Origin of the sequence: Acidovorax sp. BLS4, assembly GCF_032929295.1 — a bacterium.
Classification (GTDB): Bacteria; Pseudomonadota; Gammaproteobacteria; order Burkholderiales; family Burkholderiaceae_C; genus Paracidovorax.
Genome location: NZ_CP136797.1, coordinates 278,102 through 294,455, shown reverse-complemented (window position 1 = coordinate 294,455; position 16,354 = coordinate 278,102). Strand labels below are relative to the sequence as shown.

Genomic DNA, 16,354 nt, shown 5'->3' with positions numbered 1-16,354 from the left:
CTAGCGGGCCCCGCCCAACTTCTCGAAATCCGCATCCAGCCGCGCCAGCGACGCCGCGATCTGCGCGCGCCGGGCCTTGATCCAGCCGTCCTGCTCGGCCACGCGCTGGGTGGCCTCGCGCAGCATGCGGTCCATTTCGGCGGGCTGCGGGCCGCCGGCGGTCTGGCGGTTCCTGACGATCGCCACCGGGTCGAGCGTGGAACGGAACTCGGCCTCGGACAGGGGCAGCACCTGTGCAAACTCCGTTCCCTTCACCGTCTCGGCGTAGATGCGTTGCGCCTGCGCATACGGAAACGCGAGGGGCTTGATGTCCTTGGCCTTGGCGTATTCCACGACCTCCGAGGCGAAATGGTGGCCGACGCGGAAGGGCAGCTTGTATTGGCGCATCAGCACGTCGGCCAGTTCCTGCGAGGCGGTCCAGTCGCTGTTGAGCTCCTCCAGCGCACGCTGGGGATCGATCACCAGGTTGTTGAGGATGCGCGTCCAGTTGTTCAGTACGCCGGCCGCCGCCTGCACCATCGCGGCGTTGGTGCGGACCTCCTTGGGGTCGCTCATGCCGGGGGGGATGTTGTGCGCCTGCAATGCGGGGCCCATGCCCAGGTTGAGCGCGGTGGACGCGTCGCGGCGGGTGCTGTTGAGCAGGCCGGGATTGCGCTTTTGCGGCATGGCGCTGGAGACATACGTGTTGCCGCCGCCTTCCTGCAGCAGGATCCAGGGGCGCGGCTGGGCGTATTGGGTCATCACGTCTTCGATGAAGCTGCCGGCATGCAGGGCGATGGCCATGACGATGGCGCCGGCCTCCACGGGCTGGTCCACGGCGGAGATCTGCGCGGCGTCGTACGCGTTGTCCACCGTGGCGGAAAAGCCCAGGTAGTCCGCCATGCGCTGGCGGTTCAATGGCCAGCTGGTGCCGTTGAGCACCGTGGTGCCCATGGGCGAGCGGTCCATGCGGGCATAGGCTTCGCGGATGCGCTGGGCGTCGCGCTCCAGCCCGGCGGCGATGCCCAGCAGATAGTGGCCGTAGCTGTTGGGCTGGGCCGCCACGCCGTTGGTGTAGTTGGGCACCACGGTGGCCCGGTGCTTGCCGGCGAGTTCGATCAGGGTGGCGGTGGTTTGGCTGAGCGCCTCGGCCAGGTGCAGCATTTCATCGCGCAGGATGGCGGACCGCGCGGTGGCCAGCATGTCCTGGCTCGATCGGCCGGCGTGCAGCAGCGTGATCTGGGGTCCGGCGGCCTCGATCAGCAACGGCTCGAAGGTGATGACCAATGAGGGCCGCTTGCCACCCGGCTTGTCGCCGTTGGCCAGCACCTGGGTGATGCCTTTGTAGACGAGGGGTGACAGCGATGGGTCGAGCAGGCCTTCGTCGGTGTTGATGACGGCGGTGGCCTTGTTGATCTCGCCGAGCCAGAAGAAATCGTCGTGCTTTTTGGCGGGGGTCTGGGCGCCCGCGTGGGGCACGAGGGCCGCCAGGGAAAGGGCGGCGGCAATGGCGAGTCGGGTGGGTTTCATGGGCATGGCCTGTTGTCTCTGTAATGGGTTTGTTCCACCGGCGCAGGCGGCCGTGGCGATGATGGGCGCGCTGGGTCCGTGCTCAATACACGCCGTAGCGGTACGCAAAGTACAGGGCGGCGAGGGTGCCGACGACGGCGAGGACGGTCATTGCTTTGCGCATGGGAACTCCGCGGGGGAAAAGGCCATGGTAGCCGCCCCGACGCCGCCACCCGCCATCGGCGTCAGCGGCCGTGCAGGCCCTGCGGCGCACTGCCCGGCCGCGCAGCGCGCCGCTGCAGCAGCGCCCGCACCATCACCCCCACCACCAGCGCGTTGACCACGAAAATGCCCGCGTGCAGCGCATTGCTGTGGTGCAGGAAGCCGATGAACTCGAACGGCAGGTAGATCGCCCCGCTGCCCGCCGCCAGCACCTCGGCCCAGGGGCGTTCCTTGAACAGGCCGTATGCCTCCACCAGCCGCAGCGCGGCATACGCGGCAGCGCCCAGGGCCAGCAGCATGAGCCGGGAGTCCTGCACGTTGCGGGCCGCGTCCAGAAAAATCTGCGGGTATCTGGCCGCGGGATTGAAGTGCGCATGCTCGATGAGCCGCACCGCGATGGCGTAGATGTCCCGGTGCGCCAGCGACAGCAGCCCGGTGGCGGCGGCCAGGACGAGCAGGCCCTTGAAAGCTTCGAGGAACGCGACGAGACGGACGGCCTGGTTCATGGAAAACGCCTCCCACGCGAACGGCGCGGATGGATGCATGGTGAATGGGTGACGAAAGGCGGACGGGCGCCAGGCCGATTGTCGGCCCTGCCGGCACGCGCGCCGCCGACCCCACCGCGCAGCCGGGGCCCCGGCCTACAATCCGGCGGCCCGCCCCGACGATCCGATGGCGCCGCTCCACGAACGCGGATTTGGGCCAAAAAGGCCTCCAGCGCAATCAACCTCCCGGCATATTGCTATCAAAAATGAAGCAACCGACTTCCATCGCCCTGCTGCACGCCCTGCGTGCGCTGCGCCGTTGGGTGTTGATGGGCTTCATGGCGGCGATGGCGGTGGCCACGGCCTCGCCGCTGGTGCATGCGCGGGCGATGGAGTGGGTCTGCTCCACGTCCGGCATGGTCAAGGTCTATGTGCAGACCGACGACGGGCCGGTGGAGATGGGGCAGACGGCCATGGACTGTCCTCTGTGCATTCCCCACGGCGCACCGCCCCCGGTGGTGGCGGTGCAAACCCTGCCGCAGCCGCTGCCGCTCGGGCATGCGATGCAGGCCATTGCGGCAGCGCGCATCGCAGCCGCCACGGCCGCGCCATTGCCTGCGCGCGGGCCCCCGGTCTTTCAGCACACCTGAGCCTCGCCGGCTCCCTGCGTTCGCCGCAGCGCGGCCATCCGCCCGTGAGCGGGTGACTGCCGCCCCGCGCGAACGCATTTCCCCTCCCCTTTGCTGATCCGGCCTGCCGGGCGCACTGCCGTACCGCCGCCACCGCGCGGCGGGCGGCGCGCGCCGGGTGCGGGCGATCCGCGTGCTGATCGATGCCATGACCACGACTTCCCTTTTTTCCTCCGCCCTGCCCGTGCCACCGCCACCGCCACCGCCACCGCCACCGCCACCGCCACCGCCGCAGCCGCAGCCGCAGCCGATCCCGGCCCGGCCGCCGCGCAAGGCACGCTCGCCGCTGGCCCACGCGGTGCTGGCGGTGCTGGCCGGCTTCGGGCCCGCCGCCGCCCCGGCGCAGGACGCGCCCCTGTCGTCCGTGCCCACGCTGGCGCCGGTGACCGTCTCGGGCACGCCGGCCGAGCCCCTGGGCCGGCTGAACCTGGACACCCCCGCCGAGACCGGCAGCCGCCTGGGCCTCACGCCGCGCGAGACACCCGCCTCGGTCACCGTGGTGGACCGCGCCACCATCGAAGCCCGTGGCGCGCAGGACACGCAGGAGATCCTGCGGGCGATCCCCGGCGTGACCGCGCACAACGCGCCGGGCTCGATGGCGGCCAGCTACCGGGGCTTCAGCAACAACTCGGTCACGCAGCTGTACAACGGCATCACGGTGCAGTACGGCAGCGCCACGCGCGCGGTGGACAGCTGGATCTACGACCGGGTGGAGGCCGTCGGCGGCGCGTCGAGCTTCCTGTACGGCGCGGGGGCCGTGGGCGGCTCGCTCAACTACATCACCAAGACGCCCGACCGCAGCGGCGACTTCGCGGAAGGCCGGCTGCGCGCGGGATCGTACGGGCTCAAGGAAGCCTCGGCGGGCCTCAACCGCCGCATCGCGGGGCCGCAGGACGGCGGCGCAGGTCCGAGCCACTTCGCGCGCATCGACGTGAACCACCGCGACGCCGGCAGCTGGACCGCGGGCACGCAGACCCGGTCCACGCAGCTGGCCGCATCGCTGCTGTCCGACCTGGGCAGCGGCTTCACGCACCTGCTGGCGTACGAGTACCAGAAGGACGCGGTGGACCGCCCCTACTGGGGCACGCCGGTGCTTAACCCCGCCGTGGGCGCGCTGCGCATCGATCCCGGGACGCGCTTTGCCAACTACAACAGCAGCGACGGCATGTACGCCCACCGCGTGCAGTGGCTGCGCTCGGTGGCGCAGTGGCGCGTGTCCGACGCCCTGCAGTGGCGCAACACGCTCTATGCCTACGACGCGCTGCGCGACTACCGCAACGTGGAGACCTACCAGTTCAACGCGGCCAACACCCTGGTCTCGCGCGGCAGCGCCTTCCTGCAGCGGCACGACCAGCAGCTGGTGGGCAACCGCACCGAGGCCACCTGGCACGGCACGCTGGCCGGCCGGCCGAGCGACTGGGCCTTCGGCCTGGACGTGAGCGTGAACCGGCAGACGCGCTTTCCCAACAGCCTGGCCGGCACGGTGAGCACGGTGGACCCGTACCGCTTCACGACCGAGCGGTTCTTCGACATTCCCGGCATGGCCCCCGGCTTTCGCGCCGACCGCGACAACCGCGTGCAGACCACCGCGGTGTTCGTGGAGAACCGCACGGCCCTGGTGCCCGGCGTGAACCTGGTGACGGCGCTGCGGCAGGAGCGCATCGCGCTGGACCTGACCAACCGCCGCGCCGTCACCGCCACCAGCCCCGCCACGTTCGAGCGCAGCTACACGCCCACCACCGGCCGCCTGGGCGTGGTGTGGGACGTGGCCCCCGGCGCCAACGTGTACGCCCAGTACGCCACGGCGAGCGACCCGCCGTCGGGCTCGCTGTCCACGGCCTCGTTCGCCGACGTGGCCAACAACAGCGCGCTCACCACGGGCCGGCAGCTGGAAGCGGGCGCCAAGTTCGACTTCTGGGGCGGACGGGGCACGGCCACGGTGGCGGCGTTCCAGATCACGCGGCGCAACATCGCCTCGCAGGACCCCAACAACCCCGCGTTCACCGTGCTGGTGGGCGAGCAGTCGTCGCGCGGCGCGGAGGTCGCCGTGGGCCTGCGCCTGACCGACCGATGGCAGTTGCAGGCCAACGCGATGCGCACCCGTGCCCGCTACGAGCAGTTCGTGCAGAGCGGCGTGTCGCTGGCCGGCCGCACGCCCACCAACACGCCCGAGAGCGTGGCCAACCTGTGGCTGGGCTATGCGGTCACGCCCGCGCTGCAGGCCACGGCGGGTGCGCGGCGCGTGGGGCGCATCTCTGCGGACGCGGCCAACACGCAGTATTGGCCCTCGTACACGCTGCTGGACCTGGGGCTGTCGTGGAAGCTCTCGCCCACCGCCACGCTCTCGGGCCACCTGCGCAACGCCACCGACCGCATCTACGCGGCCGAAGCGCGCAGCGCGCAGGTGTACCTGGGCGCACCGCGCACGGTGGACGTGTCGCTGCAGGTGGCGTTCTGAACGCCGACGGGAAACGCACCATGGACTGGACCCGCCCTGTGCGCGCCAAGCGCTGGCTGTTTCTCACCCACCGCTGGCTGGGGGTGCTGCTGTGCGGCTTCTTCGCCATGTGGTTCGTCTCCGGCATCGTGATGATGTACGTGGGCTACCCCCAGCTCACCGAGGCCGAGCGCACCGCCCACCTGCCGCCGCTGGGCGACGGCGCGGGCCTGCGGGAGCCCGCCGCCGCGCTGGCGCCCGCCGGCCTGGCGCTGGTGCCGCTGGCCGAGCTGCGCCTGGCGGTGGCCAGCGGCGGGCGCGCGGTGTACCTGGTCCGGCCCGAAGGGGCGCCACCCCGCTCGCCCGCCACGGTGATCGACGCGGCGACGGGCGAGGTGCTGCGCGCGGTGGACGCGCCACGCGCGCTGGCCAGCGCCGCGGCCTGGGCCGGCCCCGGCGTGGCCGCGGACTACGAGGGCACGCTGCAGGAAGATGCGTTCACCCATTCGCGCGGGCTGGACATGCACCGGCCGCTGCACCGCGTGCGGCTGCACGATGCGGACGGCACCGTGCTCTACGTGTCCGGCACCACGGGCGAGGTGGTGCGCGATGCGCCGCGCACCGAGCGCCTGTGGGGCTACGTGGGCACGTGGATCCACTGGCTCTACCCGTTGCGCGGCAACGCGCTGCAGCCCTACTGGAGCGCCACGGTGAATACGCTCGCCGTGGCCGGCACGCTGGCGGCGCTGGCCGGCACCGTCGTGGGCCTGCAGCGCTGGCGCTTTCGCGGGCGCTACCGCAGCGGCGCGCGCACGCCCTACCCCACGCCCGCGATGCGCTGGCACCATGCGCTGGGACTGGTGTTTTCGGCGGCGACCATCGCGTGGATCTTCAGCGGCTTCATGTCGATGAACCCGTGGAAGCTGTTCGACAGCGGCGCGCCGCCGCTGAATCTGGCGGCGCTGCAGGGCGGGCCGCTGGCCATGGGCCCGCCGCAGGGCCCGCACCCGCCCACGGCCTCGCTGGCCGCCCTGCTCGCCCCGGCCGGTGGCGCCACGCGCGAACTGCGCTGGGTGCGCGCCACGGGCCGCACGCTGGTGCTGGCGCAGCCCGCCCAGGGTGCGCCCGAGGTGCTCGATGCCGCCACGGCCGCGCCCACCGCCATCGACACCGCCGCGCTGCGCGAGGCCATCGCCCGCCTGGTGGCGGCGCCCCTGGTGCGCGTGGACACGCTGGCGCACTACGACCTGTACTACTACGCCCGCGCGCCCCACACCATGACGGGTGCGCCGGCCAAGCCCCTGCCGGTGCTGCGCGCGGTGTTCGCCGACGAACACGCCACCTGGGTGCACGTGGACCCGCTCACCGGCGCCGTGCTGGGCCGCCTGGACGGCCACCGCCGCGCCAGCCGCTGGCTCTTCGCCATGCTGCACAGCTGGGACTGGGTGCCGCTGCTGGAGCGGCGCCCGCTGTGGGACGCGGTGATGCTGGTGCTGGGCCTGGGGGGCGCGGCGTTGAGCGCCACGGGCATGGTGATCGGCTGGCGGCGGCTGCGGCGCAAGGCGGGCCGGGCGTGAGCGTGGGCTGGCCGGCCCGGGCGCCCACGCGCCCAGAGGGCGATTTCGATACCAAAACCGCCTCATGCCCTAGTACTCATTGCCGATGAAGCTATAAAAACAATAGCAAAACACCGCTGCGCGGGAGCCCCGCGCCGGGCGAACGGCCGTCCTACAGCTGAAAGCCCACCGCCCGCACCACGCCCTCGCCGATGTCGCGCGGCCAGGACGGGCGCCGGGGCACATAGGGCCGCGCCAGGGCGATCTGGCGCTCGCACCAGTCCGAGAGCCACTGCACCTCGGCCGGGCCGTAGAACGCCGTCATCGCCTCGTAGTTGAGGAACAGGCTGCGCGCGTCGAGGTTGAGCGAGCCGGACAGGGCCAGGTCGTCGTCGATCAGCACGGCCTTGGCGTGCACCATGCCCGGTGCGAGCCACACCTCGGCACCGGCCTGGGCCAGTTCGCGCAGGGCGCGCTCGCGGGCCCAGTCGGCCAGGCGGTGGTTGGACCGCCAGGGCAACAGCAGGCTCACGCGCACGCCGCGGCGGCAGGCCATGCACCAGGCGTCCAGCAGCGCATCGTCGGGCACGAAATACGGTGTCACCGCCACGATGCGCTCCTGCGCGTGGTAGGCGCCGGCCAGCAGCAGGGCATGCACGGTGTCGTCGGCGTGGTCCGGTCCGCTGGGCACCCACTGGGCCAACGGGCCATCGGGCGGGCCCGGCGGCAGCGGCTGGGGCAGCGCGGCGCGCACCAGGCGGCCGCTGGCGGTGCTCCAGTCGGCCTCGAACTGCGCGGCGGCCTGCAGGGCCAGGGGGCCGTGCACCTCGTAGCTCAGGTCGATCCAGGCCGGGTGGCCGGGCTGGTCGAGGAAGTATTCGCAGGCCAGGTTGCGCCCGCCGCTCCACAGCCGCTCGCCGTCGGCCACCACCAGCTTGCGGTGATTGCGCAGATTGGTGCGCCCGCGCATCGGGTTGTGCAGCATGGGCATGAAGCGGCGCACCTGCACGCCCTGCGCCTGCAGCGTTTTCACCAGCGCGCCGGGCGTGGCCAGGCTGCCCACCGCGTCCAGCAGCAGCCGCACGGCGACGCCGCGCTGCGCGCATTCGCCCAGGGCCCGCGCAACCTGCCGGCCCACCGGGTCGTCGCCGAAGACGAAGGTGCACACGTCCAGCTGGTGCCCCGCCGAGGCGATGGTCGCGAGCAGCGTGCGCAGGGCCTGCGTGCCGTCGGCGTGCAGCACGACGCGCGCGTTGCGCACCGCCGGCTCCAGCTCCATGCTGGCCAGCAGCCGCGCGGCCCAGGGCGGGCCGGCGGGCTGCGCGGCGGCCGCGGCGGTCTCCTGCTGCGCCTTGCGCGGACGGCGCAGGGGCCGCGCGAACTTGCGGGCACCGAACAGCACGAACAGCGGCACCGCCACATACGGAAAGGCCACGATGGCCAGCACCCAGGCCACCGCGGCGGAGGGGTGGCGCCGCTGGCGCCCGATGCGCGTGCCCATCACATAGATCAGCAGGCCCACCGCCACGAACACCGCGTGGCCCAGGCCCGAGAGGATGGCGAAGCCGGTCAAGCGCCGTCCCCGGCCGGTGGCGCCTGCGGGGCCGGCGCGGAGGGTGCGGCCCCCGCCAGCGCATCGAACCGCACCGACACCCGCAAGCCCCCCAGGCGCGGCGAGCCCTCCAGGGCAACCTGCGCCTGGTGCATGCGCGCGATGGACTGCACGATCGCCAGGCCCAGCCCGCTGCCCGGCACCTGCGCCCCGCCCTCGGCCGCCTGCGGCGCGCGGTAGAACCGGCCCAGCACGCGTTCGCGGTCGCCTTCGCCGATGCCCGGACCGCTGTCGTCCACCACCAGGGTGACGGCGCCGCCCGGTTCCGCGCCATGCGCGGGCGCATCCGCGATCACATGCACGTCCACCACGCCGCCGTCGGGCGTGTACTTGACCGCGTTGTCCACCAGGTTGCGCAGCAGGATGCGCAGGGCCTCGGCATGGCCCGCAATGGGGGTGGCATCCGCCCGGGCCAGGCCCAGGTCGATGCCGCGCTGCTGGGCGGCGGGCGCCGCATCGGCCACGGCCTGCAGCGCCAGGTCGGCCAGCACCACGGGCTGTGCGGGGGCCCCGGCGGCCACGCTGGATTCCTGCCGCGCCAGGGCCAGCAGCTGCTCCACCAGCCGCGTGGCCCGGTCGATGCCGGCCGACAGGCGGGCCACGGCCACGCCGCGGGCCTCGGCATCGGGTGCGCGCAGCAGCCCTTGTGCCTGCAGCTTGAGCGCGGCCAGGGGCGAGCGCAGCTCGTGCGCCGCATCGGCCACGAAGTGCTGCTGCGCCTCGAAAGCCCGCTGCACCCGCGCGAACAGCAGGTTCAGCTCGTCCACCAGCGGCTGCACCTCGGCGGGCAGCGCATCGCCGTCGACGGGCGAGAGGTCGTCCGCCTGGCGCTGCGCCACCTCGCGGCGCACGCGCTCCACCGGCGCGAGCGAGCCGCTCACCACCCACCACACGGCCAGCGCCAGCAGCGGCGCCATGAGCGCGATGGGCCCGGCCGTGCGCAGGGCCAGGTCGCGCGCCATCGCCTTGCGCACGGCCATGTCCTGCGCCACCTGAATGACCTGGGCGCGCGTCTGCACCGAAAACACGCGGTAGGTGGTGCCGTGCGCCTTCACCTTGGAAAAGCCCAGCACCGCGCGCTGCGGCAGGGCAGCGCCGACGGCGGACTCGAACACGCGCAATCCTTCGGCCGACCAGACCTGCACGACGAACTCGTAGTTCTCGTCGTCGTGCACCAGCGGTCCGGGCGCGTTGGCCGGCACCTCCGGCAGGCCGGGCCGCAGGGCCATCGCCATCTGCTCCATGTGGTAGTCGAAGATCTCGTCGGCCTCGGACAGCGCCGAGCGGTACGACAGGAGGATCTGCAGCAGCGCCGTGCACACGATCGCCGCCAGCAGGAACCACAGCAGCCGCGCGCGCAGCGAATGCGCCGGTGCGCCCGCGCGCGGCGCCGGCCCGCCGGGGCCCGGGGGCTGGCTGTGGGGCGGGTCCTGAGCGGCGGGCGGCGTCATGCCTTGGGCACCATGTAGCCCACGCCGCGCACGTTCAGCACCAGTTCGGCGCCCAGCTTCTTGCGCAGGCCGTGCACATACACCTCCACGGCGTTGCTGCTGATCTCGTCCTTCCAGCCGTAGAGCTTTTCTTCGAGCTGGGTGCGCGACAGCACCATGCCCGGGCGCGCCAGCAGCGGCTCCAGCACCGCCCATTCGCGCGCCGACAGCACCACGGGCGCGCCGTTCACCGTCACTTCGCGCGTGGCCGGCAAAATCCGCACGCCCTTGTGCTCGTAGGCCGGCTCGGCCCGCCCGGCCGCGCGCCGCGTGAGGGCGCGGATGCGGGCCAGCAGCTCATCGAGTTCGTAGGGCTTGAGCACGTAGTCGTCGGCGCCGGCGTCCAGCCCCTCCACGCGCTGGGCCAGCGCATCGCGCGCGGTGGCCACCAGCACCGGGGTGCGGTCCTTGCGCGCGCGCAGGTCGCGCAGCACCGCCAGGCCGTCGCGCCGGGGCAGGCCCAGGTCCAGCAGCACGAGGTCGTAGGTCTGCGTGCGCAGGGCGGTGTCGGCCATCTCGCCGTCGCGCACCCAGTCCACCGCGTAATGCTCGGCGCGCAGCAGATCGTGCACGGCCTCTCCGATCATGGTGTCGTCTTCCACGAGCAGCAGGCGCATGGGGCGGCCCTCCTCTTCTTTTCAGGTCTCAAACGCCACCGCGCCGGCGGCGGCTGCGGCAATCGCAGCGCCAGCGGCGCGGGTGCGTGGGGGTTGCGAACAGGCGGCGGCGTCCATGACCGCCAAGCATAGCGGCTGGCCCAATGCCGCCGCGCAGGACGGGGCTTCAGCCCAGCGGCACCGGCACGAAGATCTTGTCGCCGTCGCGCTGGATCAGCAGGGCCACCGACTTGCCCGCCTTGGCCATCGCCTCGCGCACCTGCTCCACGCCCCGCGCCGGCGTGCCGTTGATGGCCAGCAGCACGTCGCCGGGCTGCACGCCGGCCAGGGCGGCGGGGCCGCGGGCATCCTCCACCAGCAGGCCGCCGTCCACGCCGGCATCGCGACGCTCCTGCGGCTGCAGGGGCCGCAGCGCCAGGCCCAGCCGGCCCTTGCCGCTCGACTTTTCCGAACTGGCGATCTTGGTGGCCTTCTCGCTCGCATCGCCCAGCGTGGCGGTGAACTCCTCGCGCTTGCCATGGCGCCACACCTCCAGCCGCGCCTGCGTGCCGGGCGCCGCCTGGCCCACGATGGCCGGCAGGTCGCCCGAGGCCACGATGGGCTGCCCGTTCACGCTGCGGATCACGTCGCCCGACTTCAGGCCCGCCTTGTCGGCCGGGCCGCCCTCTTCCACGCCGGCCACCAGCGCCCCTTCGGGCTTGTCGAGCTGGAACGAATCGGCAAAGGCCTGGTTCACCTCCTGCACCGACACGCCCAGGCGCGCGTGGCTGGCCTTGCCCGTGGCCAGGATCTGGTCCTTGACCTTGGCGGCCACCTCGATCGGGATGGAGAACGACACGCCCTGGTAGCCGCCCGAGCGGCTGTAGATCTGCGAATTGATGCCCACCACCTCGCCGCGCGCATTGAACAGCGGGCCGCCCGAGTTGCCGGGGTTCACCGCCACGTCGGTCTGGATGAAGGGCACGTAGCTGTCGTCGGGCAGCGAGCGCCCCTTGGCGCTCACCACGCCGGCCGTCACGCTGTTTTCGAAGCCGAAGGGCGAACCGATGGCCAGCACCCACTCGCCCACCGCGAGGTTGCGCGTGCTGCCCAGCTGCACCACGGGCAGGTCCTTCGCGTCGATCTTGAGCACCGCGATGTCGGTCTTGGGGTCGGAGCCCAGCACCTTGGCCCGGAACTCACGCCGGTCGGTCAGCTTCACGGTGACCATGTTGGCGCCCTTGACCACGTGGGCGTTGGTGAGGATCACGCCATCGGCGCTCACGATGAAGCCCGATCCCTCGCCCCGCGTGGGCACCTCGCGCTGGCGGCCGGGGGCCTGCAGGCCCGGCGGCACCATGCCGAAACGGCGGAAGAACTCGAACATCGGATCGTTGGGGTCGATGCCCTGCGCGCCGCTGCGCGGGTGGGCAGCGGTCTCGTCATCGTCGTCGTCCGAATCGGTCATGGACGTCTTGGTGGTACCGCTCACGCTGATGTTGACCACCGCCGGACCGTTGCGCGCGGTGATCTGCGCAAAGTCCGGCGCCGTCACGCCGCCCGTGGACGGCATGGCCGCCGGCTGCACCGCGGCGGGCGGCATGGCGGCGCGGCTGGAATGCATGTTGGTCACCAGCCCCGCGCCGGTGGCCCCGATGGCGCCGGCAGTGAGCAGGGCCAGGGTCAGGCGGCGGGGGGTCGATAGAACGGAGTTCATGGCAGTCCTTTCGTTGGGTCGTTGCATGGGGGGCAGTTTGGGCAACGAGACTTAGGTGTGGCTTAGGGGCTGCGAACGCTTCCGATTCCTATCGGCTATCAGGCCGCGAGAACTCCATGACCCAGTTGGTCTCCCAGGTGCGCCCTTCGTCGTCCGAAAAGGCTTGCTCCCAGCAGGGCCTGCCGGTAGCCAGGTTTTTGGCCCACCGGAATTGCACATGGATAGGCCGGCCCTCGAACGTGTCCTGTCCGATGAACAGGCCTCGGTCCATGCCTGCAAAGCCCCCGACCACCGGTGGCCGAAGCAGGTCGGTTGCAGGGTCCAGCCCGCCCGTCACGTTATCCAGCCAGTAGATGCTCCAGCGCAGGCTTTGCGGATTGAACAGGCGCAGCGCCATGCCGACATAGCCTGCGCACCAGGAGGCGGGAGTGAAGTCGTCGCGGTTGCCGATGCCGCCCGGCAAAAGGCATGCAGTGCCGGTCGCGGTGAAGATCTCCCATTCGGTGCAGCCCGCCAGCCGCTGTACAAGGCGGGTGTTGCGAATGTGCCAGGGGCCCATCAGAAAGTCGAAGTCGTCGGCATCGCCCACGGGTGCCTTCGTGTTGGGAGTGTCCATGGTCTGCGCCGTAGCGTTGCGATTCATGCGTGCAAGGCCGAGCGGGCCGTTGGCTGGAGTCGATGGGTTTCGGGGTCCTTCGTCAGCCAAGGAGCGAGGCCGGGCGCTACCTCGCGCTGCCAAGATTCACTGTTGGCAAAGGCATCGAATGCCTGTGCGTCGTCGAACAGCGCCAAACCGAGCAGCACCGGCTCGCCCTCGCGCACAGGCAGGTGTGGGAACGTGTTGGGGCTGGTATCGCTGGCGTACCACGCGGTCTGGCGGGCGCCACCCATGCGCAGCACGGGGTCCATGCGATGGCGGCAGTGAGTGGGGGACTGATCGCTTTGGCACTCGCAGGGGGTGTGGATAACTTTGGCCATCGCTAGTATTGGCGCGGGTCAGCGGACGATTTGGGGGAAATTAGCGTTGACGGTCGCTTTGGCGCGAAATGGGCAGACTAAAGGGGCAAAACGGCCGTAACGGGCGTTTTCCGGGTCAGGGTGTGCTTAAGGTGCCAGAAAGTGATTTGTGGCCTGCAGCAGCGTTTTCATTGGGGAACTGCTTTGGCACGGCCTCTTGAGGGCTCTGTTTTGGGTCAACTACTAGGTCGGACATAGCAAGGTCGGACAAGAAAATCACGTCCGACCTCAAATTACATAACGGCGACAATGGTTTAGCCGCTTGTGGGAATAGTTGTCCACAGCGTCCGACCTGCATGAGGTCGGACGTAACTGGCGCTTTAACTCGCGCAGTTAAAACAGCGCCCCCTGGCGCCGATCCAGCGGCGCCACCGCTCCGAGGTCGGACAGGATGCGAGTTATCTGCCGCTCGGTCAGCCGGTACTCGGCCGCGAGCTGCCGGGCGGTCTTGTGGGTTGAATATTCGGCCGCGATGCGGGCATTGCGCACGGCCAGCAGCGCCCGCTCGGCTTTGGGTAGCTGGAAGTGGTCCTCGCCCCCATACACGTCGGCGAGCTTGCGCAGGTTGTCCAGCCCCACCACCTGGGCGAGATGATGGGCATCGTTGACCCGATCAGGCGTCGGAATGTACAAGCGCAGCCCCCCCGACCGCTCGACCAGCGCCATGGTCGCCTGCAGCCCGATCAGGCGCACGAAGTCCTGCAGCAGTGGAGGCAGCAACTTGGTGTCGATGATGGGGGCCAGGGCACGCATGCGTTTAAATGGCGAGATGACTGTCGAAGAAGAACTGGACTATCTGAGGGATTGCCTGCGCAGTACGCAAGATCGCGTCATGGCGCTGGAGGCCGAGGTGCGTGTGCTTGCCGCGTGCCTGCATGAGGCGAAGGCGCTGCCGCTGGGGCTGCTGGAGATGCGGCTGCATCAGGCGATCCAGGAGCTGCATGGCCAGTATCCGGATGAGTTTCCGGAGACGGTTCGTCACTTGATCGTGCTGCGCGACTTTTGCGAGGGACTGCGTAAGAACGAGCCAGATCGATGATGTGAGCGGGAAAGAACTCAGCCATGGTTCTGCCCCCCGCGCTTGGCTCGGTCCAGCCAGGACTTGAGAGCCTCGATGACGGTGGACGCCTGTGCGACTGGCAGGAACTTGAGGTCGCCCACGGCCATTCCGGCCGTGCGTACAACAAACGCCATCAATGCCTTGTCGCTGGGGTCACTTACCCCGCCAGCCTCTGCCAGCTTGCGCCACAGCCACTTGATCTTGGCGGCCTGGTCGAACGGCTTGAACGTGGCCTTGGGCTTGAAGCCGAGAACCGCCATGCGCGCCAGCACCATCGCCCGGCCAGGTGCGTCCAGATCGGCCGCGCTCGACTTGCCGGTGATCTCGCGGAGGTGATACCGGTAGTCTTCCTCCGACCACTGCAGGAATGCGCGGCCCTGATGGATGTGGCCCAGCTCGCGCTTGCGCTGGGCGGCCACGTTGGCCTGTGAAACGTGGGCCGTGAAGTTGCGTCGGGACGTTGTTGCCATGGCTTTAAACGAGAGAGGTGAACAGGCCGCGCTGCGGGTCAGCATCGCGGTGCTGGAGGTGGCATGGAGGGCAGAGGTGGCGGTCGGGCCCGATCTGCCGTGCGTGGGCCTCGCAAAGGGGCGCATCGCACGTACTGCGGCCCTCGGCTCGGCCGTCGCACAGGAACGCGCTCCAGGCCCCGCAAACCTGCTCGCTGCCATCGATCTGCACGCGCGCGGCGCAGGGCTTGGGTAGGTTGGTGCCGCGCATGTGGACGATGCCGGTTTTGAGGCGATAGAAAGGCATCAGGCATTGCTCCCGTCAACCTGCGGCACGCCGCACAAGTTCGACAAGTGCGACTGCAGCCTGCAGCGATACGACGCCATTTCCGACTTGGCGCAGCTGGTGAGCGCGGGATTCGTCCACCAGATAGGCCATCCCATGAGCCAGCATGCGAACGCCGGGTTCAACCGCCGGGGCAAGGTCCGGCCGGTTGGCGACAATGGCCGGCCATCGAGGGTCGATAGGACCGGGTGCAAAAAGTGGTGTTCCACGAAGTTCGGCAGTTGCTCTCCCCCCGGATGATTGCGTCTGGCTTGGCTGGCTTGGCTGGCTTGGCTGTTCGGCGTGCGGTAGTCCCGGCTCGCTGGCGTGGGCCACTCGCCCGCCATGGTGTTCAGGCTGTGGCCTCGCTTGCCCCTCGCTATGCACATCGCTCCTCCGGCCTGCTCGCTGTCCGACAGCGTTGGCGTGGGCCACCTCTGCGCCTGCCCCGTCAACGTCAACCGCTCCTGCCCCGGCACGCCTTGATCGCGCGTGTATTCGTTGCCCTGACTGTTCGACACGCTGGGCGTCATCCAATAGCGGGTTTGTGACTCCAGGCCCACCGTCCGCTTTCCCCCATTCGCCGCCCGTCCTTTGGATGCCACCAGTTCGGGCGGCAGACAGCGGCCACCGTTCGGCACGGTGGGAGTCATCCAGTCGCCATGCGAGGCAGAACCACCTTGCGCGCCCATGGCTGGCGCCCACGTCGGACGCTGAAAGAGTGATCCATTCCGAGTTCCACCCGCGGTCGGCCAGTTCTCCCACGACTCGGGCGGCGGCGCGTTCTTCGAGCGTGCCTTCGGCTTCGTCCACAGCGGTGGCGGTGGCAGTAGCGATGGCGCTGACGTTCTCCAGAACGAGTCCTGACGCGTCGCAAGCGTCCGCGATGTCGAGGATGTCGAAGAAGAGCCCGGAGCGCTTGCCATCCAGCCCAGCGCGGCGGCCTGCGATGCTGATGTCCTGGCACGGGAAGCCCGCAACGATGAAATCCACGCATCCGCGCCACGCTGCGCCGTCGAAGGTGAGCACGTCAGACCAGACAGGCGCCGGATCGAGGGCTCCCGCTTCCATAAGGCGGGCAAGCTGCGCGGCTGCAGGAGCTTCCCGCTCCACGTAGCAAACGGTGCGGTGCTCGATGCCGAGTAGCTCGAATCCGGCGCGGACTCCTTCTCCGAGCATTCCGACGCCGGCAAAAAGTTCGATGGAACATA

16 protein-coding genes and 1 pseudogene are annotated in these 16,354 nt (G+C 70.3%); 4 read left to right on the top strand and 13 right to left on the bottom strand.

Annotated elements, in window-relative coordinates:
• Together R1Z03_RS01410 and R1Z03_RS01405 are read right to left on the bottom strand one after the other, a co-directional pair.
• Positions 1–1,515 (bottom strand): lyase family protein, encoded by a 1,515-nt coding sequence (locus R1Z03_RS01410; protein ID WP_317356254.1) that lies wholly within the window; start codon positions 1,513–1,515, stop codon positions 1–3.
• Between the two features lie 218 nt (positions 1,516–1,733).
• Positions 1,734–2,255, bottom strand: coding sequence for a DUF2127 domain-containing protein (locus R1Z03_RS01405; protein WP_317356252.1), 522 nt, complete (start codon positions 2,253–2,255; stop codon positions 1,734–1,736).
• Positions 2,256–2,461: 206 nt separating this feature from the next.
• On the opposite strand from R1Z03_RS01405, the gene R1Z03_RS01400 reads away from it, so the two are divergent.
• The 3 genes from R1Z03_RS01400 to R1Z03_RS01390 all read left to right on the top strand — a co-directional run bounded on the left by R1Z03_RS01400 (position 2,462) and on the right by R1Z03_RS01390 (position 6,898).
• A complete protein-coding gene (locus R1Z03_RS01400) occupies positions 2,462–2,845 on the top strand; it encodes a DUF2946 family protein (protein WP_284429392.1) in 384 nt (127 codons plus the stop codon).
• Positions 2,846–3,032: 187 nt separating this feature from the next.
• On the top strand, positions 3,033–5,342 hold the full coding sequence (locus tag R1Z03_RS01395) for a TonB-dependent siderophore receptor (protein ID WP_317356250.1): 2,310 nt from the start codon (positions 3,033–3,035) through the stop codon (positions 5,340–5,342).
• A gap of 20 nt (positions 5,343–5,362) precedes the next feature.
• Positions 5,363–6,898 (top strand): PepSY domain-containing protein, encoded by a 1,536-nt coding sequence (locus tag R1Z03_RS01390; RefSeq protein ID WP_317356248.1) that lies wholly within the window; start codon positions 5,363–5,365, stop codon positions 6,896–6,898.
• A 151-nt stretch (positions 6,899–7,049) separates the two neighbouring features.
• On the opposite strand, the gene R1Z03_RS01385 is transcribed toward R1Z03_RS01390, so the two are convergent.
• The 7 genes from R1Z03_RS01385 to R1Z03_RS01355 all read right to left on the bottom strand — a co-directional run bounded on the left by R1Z03_RS01385 (position 7,050) and on the right by R1Z03_RS01355 (position 14,062).
• Positions 7,050–8,450, bottom strand: a complete 1,401-nt coding sequence (locus tag R1Z03_RS01385; RefSeq protein ID WP_317356247.1) for a phospholipase D-like domain-containing protein — start codon at positions 8,448–8,450, stop codon at positions 7,050–7,052.
• On the bottom strand, positions 8,447–9,940 hold the full coding sequence (locus R1Z03_RS01380; RefSeq protein WP_317356246.1) for an ATP-binding protein: 1,494 nt from the start codon (positions 9,938–9,940) through the stop codon (positions 8,447–8,449). Before R1Z03_RS01380 ends, R1Z03_RS01385 begins: the two co-directional genes overlap by 4 nt.
• Positions 9,937–10,596, bottom strand: coding sequence for a response regulator transcription factor (locus tag R1Z03_RS01375; RefSeq protein WP_272565085.1), 660 nt, complete (start codon positions 10,594–10,596; stop codon positions 9,937–9,939). Before R1Z03_RS01375 ends, R1Z03_RS01380 begins: the two co-directional genes overlap by 4 nt.
• A 166-nt stretch (positions 10,597–10,762) precedes the next feature.
• A complete protein-coding gene (locus R1Z03_RS01370; RefSeq protein WP_284429397.1) occupies positions 10,763–12,292 on the bottom strand; it encodes a DegQ family serine endoprotease in 1,530 nt (509 codons plus the stop codon).
• Positions 12,293–12,380: 88 nt separating this feature from the next.
• Complete coding sequence (locus R1Z03_RS01365) at positions 12,381–12,935, bottom strand: hypothetical protein (protein ID WP_317356245.1); 555 nt, start codon at positions 12,933–12,935, stop codon at positions 12,381–12,383.
• Entirely contained in the window at positions 12,932–13,201 is a 270-nt protein-coding gene (locus R1Z03_RS01360) for a hypothetical protein (RefSeq protein ID WP_317356244.1), read from the bottom strand. Before R1Z03_RS01360 ends, R1Z03_RS01365 begins: the two co-directional genes overlap by 4 nt.
• A 441-nt stretch (positions 13,202–13,642) precedes the next feature.
• Positions 13,643–14,062 (bottom strand): Mor transcription activator family protein, encoded by a 420-nt coding sequence (locus R1Z03_RS01355; protein ID WP_317356243.1) that lies wholly within the window; start codon positions 14,060–14,062, stop codon positions 13,643–13,645.
• A gap of 16 nt (positions 14,063–14,078) precedes the next feature.
• Here R1Z03_RS01355 and R1Z03_RS01350 point away from each other — a divergent pair, with 16 nt between their 5' ends.
• Positions 14,079–14,348, top strand: coding sequence for a hypothetical protein (locus R1Z03_RS01350; RefSeq protein WP_317356242.1), 270 nt, complete (start codon positions 14,079–14,081; stop codon positions 14,346–14,348).
• 17 nt (positions 14,349–14,365) lie between these two features.
• On the opposite strand, the gene R1Z03_RS01345 is transcribed toward R1Z03_RS01350, so the two are convergent.
• The 4 genes and pseudogenes from R1Z03_RS01345 to R1Z03_RS01330 form a co-directional block, all read right to left on the bottom strand.
• Complete coding sequence (locus R1Z03_RS01345; RefSeq protein WP_317356240.1) at positions 14,366–14,839, bottom strand: regulatory protein GemA; 474 nt, start codon at positions 14,837–14,839, stop codon at positions 14,366–14,368.
• Positions 14,840–14,843: 4 nt separating this feature from the next.
• Positions 14,844–15,125: a hypothetical protein gene (locus R1Z03_RS01340; protein WP_317356239.1), complete on the bottom strand. Its 282-nt coding sequence runs from the start codon at positions 15,123–15,125 to the stop codon at positions 14,844–14,846.
• On the bottom strand, positions 15,125–15,796 hold the full coding sequence (locus R1Z03_RS01335; RefSeq protein ID WP_317360498.1) for a hypothetical protein: 672 nt from the start codon (positions 15,794–15,796) through the stop codon (positions 15,125–15,127). Before R1Z03_RS01335 ends, R1Z03_RS01340 begins: the two co-directional genes overlap by 1 nt.
• Positions 15,797–15,845: 49 nt before the next feature.
• Positions 15,846–16,322, bottom strand: a pseudogene (locus R1Z03_RS01330) (DNA cytosine methyltransferase); the annotation flags it as partial.
• Positions 16,323–16,354 lie beyond the last annotated feature (32 nt).

Bases quoted from the DNA above. Each gene is read 5' to 3' on its own strand.
- R1Z03_RS01345 (WP_317356240.1), bottom strand. From the start codon at position 14,839: ATGGCAACAACGTCCCGACGCAACTTCACGGCCCACGTTTCACAGGCC.
- R1Z03_RS01340 (WP_317356239.1), bottom strand. From the start codon at position 15,125: ATGCCTTTCTATCGCCTCAAAACCGGCATCGTCCACATGCGCGGCACC.
- R1Z03_RS01365 (WP_317356245.1), bottom strand. From the start codon at position 12,935: ATGAATCGCAACGCTACGGCGCAGACCATGGACACTCCCAACACGAAG.
- R1Z03_RS01360 (WP_317356244.1), bottom strand. From the start codon at position 13,201: ATGGACCCCGTGCTGCGCATGGGTGGCGCCCGCCAGACCGCGTGGTAC.
- R1Z03_RS01375 (WP_272565085.1), bottom strand. From the start codon at position 10,596: ATGCGCCTGCTGCTCGTGGAAGACGACACCATGATCGGAGAGGCCGTG.
- R1Z03_RS01390 (WP_317356248.1), top strand. From the start codon at position 5,363: ATGGACTGGACCCGCCCTGTGCGCGCCAAGCGCTGGCTGTTTCTCACC.
- R1Z03_RS01405 (WP_317356252.1), bottom strand. From the start codon at position 2,255: ATGCATCCATCCGCGCCGTTCGCGTGGGAGGCGTTTTCCATGAACCAG.
- R1Z03_RS01395 (WP_317356250.1), top strand. From the start codon at position 3,033: ATGACCACGACTTCCCTTTTTTCCTCCGCCCTGCCCGTGCCACCGCCA.
- R1Z03_RS01350 (WP_317356242.1), top strand. From the start codon at position 14,079: ATGACTGTCGAAGAAGAACTGGACTATCTGAGGGATTGCCTGCGCAGT.
- R1Z03_RS01410 (WP_317356254.1), bottom strand. From the start codon at position 1,515: ATGCCCATGAAACCCACCCGACTCGCCATTGCCGCCGCCCTTTCCCTG.
- R1Z03_RS01400 (WP_284429392.1), top strand. From the start codon at position 2,462: ATGAAGCAACCGACTTCCATCGCCCTGCTGCACGCCCTGCGTGCGCTG.
- R1Z03_RS01355 (WP_317356243.1), bottom strand. From the start codon at position 14,062: ATGCGTGCCCTGGCCCCCATCATCGACACCAAGTTGCTGCCTCCACTG.
- R1Z03_RS01370 (WP_284429397.1), bottom strand. From the start codon at position 12,292: ATGAACTCCGTTCTATCGACCCCCCGCCGCCTGACCCTGGCCCTGCTC.
- R1Z03_RS01380 (WP_317356246.1), bottom strand. From the start codon at position 9,940: ATGACGCCGCCCGCCGCTCAGGACCCGCCCCACAGCCAGCCCCCGGGC.
- R1Z03_RS01335 (WP_317360498.1), bottom strand. From the start codon at position 15,796: ATGACTCCCACCGTGCCGAACGGTGGCCGCTGTCTGCCGCCCGAACTG.